We start from the raw sequence: 3,715 nt of genomic DNA, 5'->3' as shown, positions 1-3,715 counted from the left end.
CTCAGGCCCAGGCCAGCCGTCAACAGGCCAGGAACCTACCCGCCGCTGCCCGGGCGGCCAAGCCGAGCACCTTTGGCGCGAAGCCTGACAGAACCGCTGAAGAGGACTACGTGGCTTGACGCTGCCGAAGACGGGCTACTGCCTATGAGCTGCGCCCAATCGACCAGCGAGCAGTTGCTGGGATGCAAGCAAAGAAAGCGGACTACCCTAACAGCCTACGCTTCCTGTGCGCTGACGGTAAAATGCACTCCTCAGCGTGACCTTGGCGCTTCAGTAGGTCCCAGTCTTCACCGGCTGGGGCGCCAGGGCCACGGCCGCCTCACCCGTCAGCATGGCCCGCATGCCGGCTCCATTGGTGCGCCACCAGTTGTACAGGATCCGCACATCCCAACCGATGCAGAAGTGCTGCACTCCCATGTCCAGGTACGGCTTCGCGCCGGCGATGTCCGCTAATTCGACGCGCGGGTGCTTGCCCATCCTCAGCGCTGTTTCGATTGTCTTGCGCTCTGCCTTCACGACATCCGGGTGCGATCGCTGTCCGGTCAGCCCCAGGCTCATCGAGTAGTCGGATGACCCGAACTGCACCATGTCGATGCCTGGAACCGACAGGATCGCTTCCAGGTCTTCCACGCACTCGCGCTTCTCGACCATGATGGCGATCACGACCTCATTCAACGCGTCGACGTAGGCTGGCGAACCGCCCTCCAGCACGGTGCCCACATCGCGTCGCATGCCGACACCAAGCCGCCCGCCGGTGCCGGGGGTTTCGGCACGCACCGCAGCGACGCATGCTTCGGCGTCAGCCACTGTCCGGATATCGGCAAACAGCACGCTCTGAAAGCCTGACCCAATCGCCCGCATCGCCTGATGCGCGTACTGCTTCTGCTCAACCTTAATCATGCCGGCGAGGTTCTTCAACTCGAACGCACGGCCGAGATTGTCGAGGTCATGCATGGTGAACGGCGCATACTCGGCAGTGAACTCGACATAGTCGTAGTTCTCGGCATCGCCAATCAGTTCCACGAGCGTGGGCCAGCTGGATAGGATATGCGTTCCGATCGTGGGCTCTCCGGCGTTCAGCTTCTGGCGCAAGCGGTTCGGACGCATGGTTTGCTTCCTCCAGTTAACTTGGTGCTGATCGCAAGTGTTGTCCGGTCAGGACATCTGCGCAACCTAGAGCGGTTTCCTGCCTGACTGAATCGCTTGTGATCCCACGGGCTGCGCGGTGGTGATTCAGTAGCGTCCTGGCAGGAGGGGCGATGCGGATGTCCAAAGCGCTTTCGATCGACTTACGGGAACGCGTGGTGGCGGCGATCGCGGCGGGGTCGTCCTGCCGTGCGGCGGCCGTCCGCTTCGGGGTGAGCGCGGCCAGTGCAGTCCGCTGGGCGGCGCTGGTGCGGGAGGCGGGTTCGGTCGCGCCAGGGCCGCTCGGCGGGGACCGGCGCTCGGGCCAGATCGAGGCGCATGCGGCGCTGATCCTCCGCCTCGTCGACCAGAAGTCGGACATCACGCTGCGGGAGATCCAGGCCCAGTTGGCCAAGGCTGGTGTGTCGGCCGGCATCGGCACGCTGTGGCGCTTCTTCGACCGGCGGCGGATGACGCGTAAAAAAAGACCGCTCACGCCGCGGAGCAGGACCGCCCGGACGTCCTGAGGCGGCGCTGGGCCTGGTTCGAGGCGCAGCCTGATCTCGACCCGGACCGACTGGTCTTTGTTGATGAAACCTGGGCCTCGACCAACATGGCCCGGACCCACGGCCGGGCGCCAAGGGGCGAGCGGCTGCGCGCCGCCATCCCGCACGGTCATTGGCTCACCACCACCTTCGTCGCCGGCCTGCGCAACACCGGCATGGTGGCGCCGATGGTGCTGGACGGGCCGATCAACGGCTCGCTCTTCCAGGACTATGTCGAGCAGGTGCTGGTGCCCGAACTCCGCCCTGGCGACATCGTCGTCATGGACAACCTCGGCAGCCACAAGGGCACAAGCGTGGGAGCCGCCATCGAGGCCGCAGGCGCGAGCCTGCTCTACCTCCCGCCCTACAGCCCTGACTTCAACCCGATCGAGCAGGCCTTCGCCAAGCTGAAGGCCGCACTCCGCTCGGCAGCGGAGCGCAGCCTCGACGGGCTATGGGCCGCCATCGGCCGCATCATCGACACCTTCACCCCAGCCGAGTGCACCAACTACTTCGCCAACGCTGGATATGACGCAGATTAATGGGAAAATGCTCTAAGGGACACCACTTGCTTTCAGCGCTGAGTTCCCAACCATCACACGCACCACAGATCCATTTAGGAATAAGGCCGTGTGGAGCAGCCCGCGGAAGCAAAGTGGGCCGAGCGGAGGTAATCGCGCAGTCTGATGTAGCTGACCCTGCTTCCTGCGAACAGAGCAGACGGTGAATGGGCGGCCGTGCCGCTACTATGTCGCCCATCGGTTGCGGAAGAGCGACATGACCAAGGATAACGGCCCTGCACGCCAGATCCTCATAATCGCGCCCATTGTCCGGCCGACATAGAGGCTACTCAACCAAACTGTGTTGTTGCCTATGGTGTCAATCTCGGTACCTTCGCGCATCGGCGCTGGAGCCCTCCTTGCATGCCAGGTGAACTCGCAATGTTGTTACTGAATGAAGGTTAGCTTAGCAGCCCTGTTTGTATTGCTGCCGGTTCTCGCATGGGCATCGCCGACGACCTCGCGCACTCCGTCGCCGGGCGAGCGATGTTTGTCGGCCATCCAGACAGCGGAACGGCAAATGCACATCCCGTCGCAGCTGTTGCGCAGCATTGCACTCGTGGAAAGCGGGCGGCCTGATCCCGTGACCGGCCGTATGGCGCCTTGGCCTTGGACCATCAACGTGTCTGGAACCGGCTACTTCTTCGCCAGCATTGAGGAGGCCGTTGCGGCAGTAAGGAATTTTCAGACGAGGGGTATCAAGTCCATTGATGTCGGTTGTGCTCAGGTCAACCTCCTTCACCATCCGACAGCCTTCAACACCCTTGAACGTGCCTTTGATCCAGAAGCCAATGCGAACTATGCTGCGCGCTTCCTCAAGTCGCTGTACGGAGGCACGGGCAACTGGCCGCGCACGGCCGCCGCGTACCACTCCCGACTGGCCGAACGGGGCAATGATTATGCTCGAAAGGTCCTCGCGCTATGGCCTTTGGCGGAGCGCTACGGGCCTTTGCCGGCATCGGCCAGCCCCGCCATCAACACCGGTGCTGACTATTCCATGTACCTGCCTGAGTTCGCGGCACGTTTGCGGCGCATGGACGAAGACAGGGCAGGGTATACGGGAGCTGGCACGCTGCTGGAATCTGCTTGGGCTCGCCGACTACCAAGTTCGCCCCAGGTAGCTGCCGGCCTAGCTACTACGCCCGCAGGGACCAGGCGGAACAACTCGGCGCCGGGGAGTCCGCCTGCCAATCGTGAGGTACGATAGATCAACCGCCCCTCAAGTTGGAACGGGCGATCAAGCTGGCGATGCGCGGCGTTTCATCGGCCACAAATGTCTGGAGTTGGTCCGGCCCCATCATCGGCCATAAAACTGTCGCGGTGCCGTTGAAGAAGTCCTGCACCTTGGCATCACTCATCGCTTCCCGCATCGCGTCGGCCAGTCTCCCCACTGGTCCTGACCCTCGAAACTGGTCCAGTTGGGGCGCAAGTTTTTCGGGCACTGTGAACCCCTGAGGAGGGGGTGGTGCCATGAAACAGAAGCGC

General features: G+C 63.0%; 4 protein-coding genes. 2 read left to right on the top strand and 2 right to left on the bottom strand.

Annotation, left to right across the window (positions count from 1 at the left end; translation table 11 throughout):
• Positions 1-270 precede the first annotated feature (270 nt).
• On the bottom strand, positions 271-1,107 hold the full coding sequence (locus BLR02_RS27975) for an HpcH/HpaI aldolase family protein (RefSeq protein ID WP_090665467.1): 837 nt from the start codon (positions 1,105-1,107) through the stop codon (positions 271-273).
• 158 nt (positions 1,108-1,265) lie between these two features.
• On the opposite strand from BLR02_RS27975, the gene BLR02_RS27970 reads away from it, so the two are divergent.
• Both BLR02_RS27970 and BLR02_RS27965 read left to right on the top strand, forming a co-directional pair.
• A protein-coding gene (locus BLR02_RS27970; protein WP_090665468.1) for an IS630 family transposase occupies positions 1,266-2,212 on the top strand; the annotation gives its coding sequence in 2 pieces (ribosomal slippage) (positions 1,266-1,605 and positions 1,605-2,212; 948 coding nt in all).
• 412 nt (positions 2,213-2,624) lie between these two features.
• On the top strand, positions 2,625-3,437 hold the full coding sequence (locus BLR02_RS27965) for a lytic transglycosylase domain-containing protein (RefSeq protein ID WP_090665466.1): 813 nt from the start codon (positions 2,625-2,627) through the stop codon (positions 3,435-3,437).
• 1 nt (position 3,438) lies between these two features.
• On the opposite strand, the gene BLR02_RS30220 is transcribed toward BLR02_RS27965, so the two are convergent.
• A partial coding sequence (locus tag BLR02_RS30220; RefSeq protein ID WP_218128105.1) for a hypothetical protein occupies positions 3,439-3,715 on the bottom strand: 277 nt, incomplete at its 5' end.

The organism is Belnapia rosea (assembly GCF_900101615.1).
GTDB lineage: Bacteria > Pseudomonadota > Alphaproteobacteria > Acetobacterales > Acetobacteraceae > Belnapia > Belnapia rosea.
The sequence above is the reverse complement of the archived record's forward strand: the minus strand, read 5'-3'. Positions and strand labels throughout refer to the sequence as shown.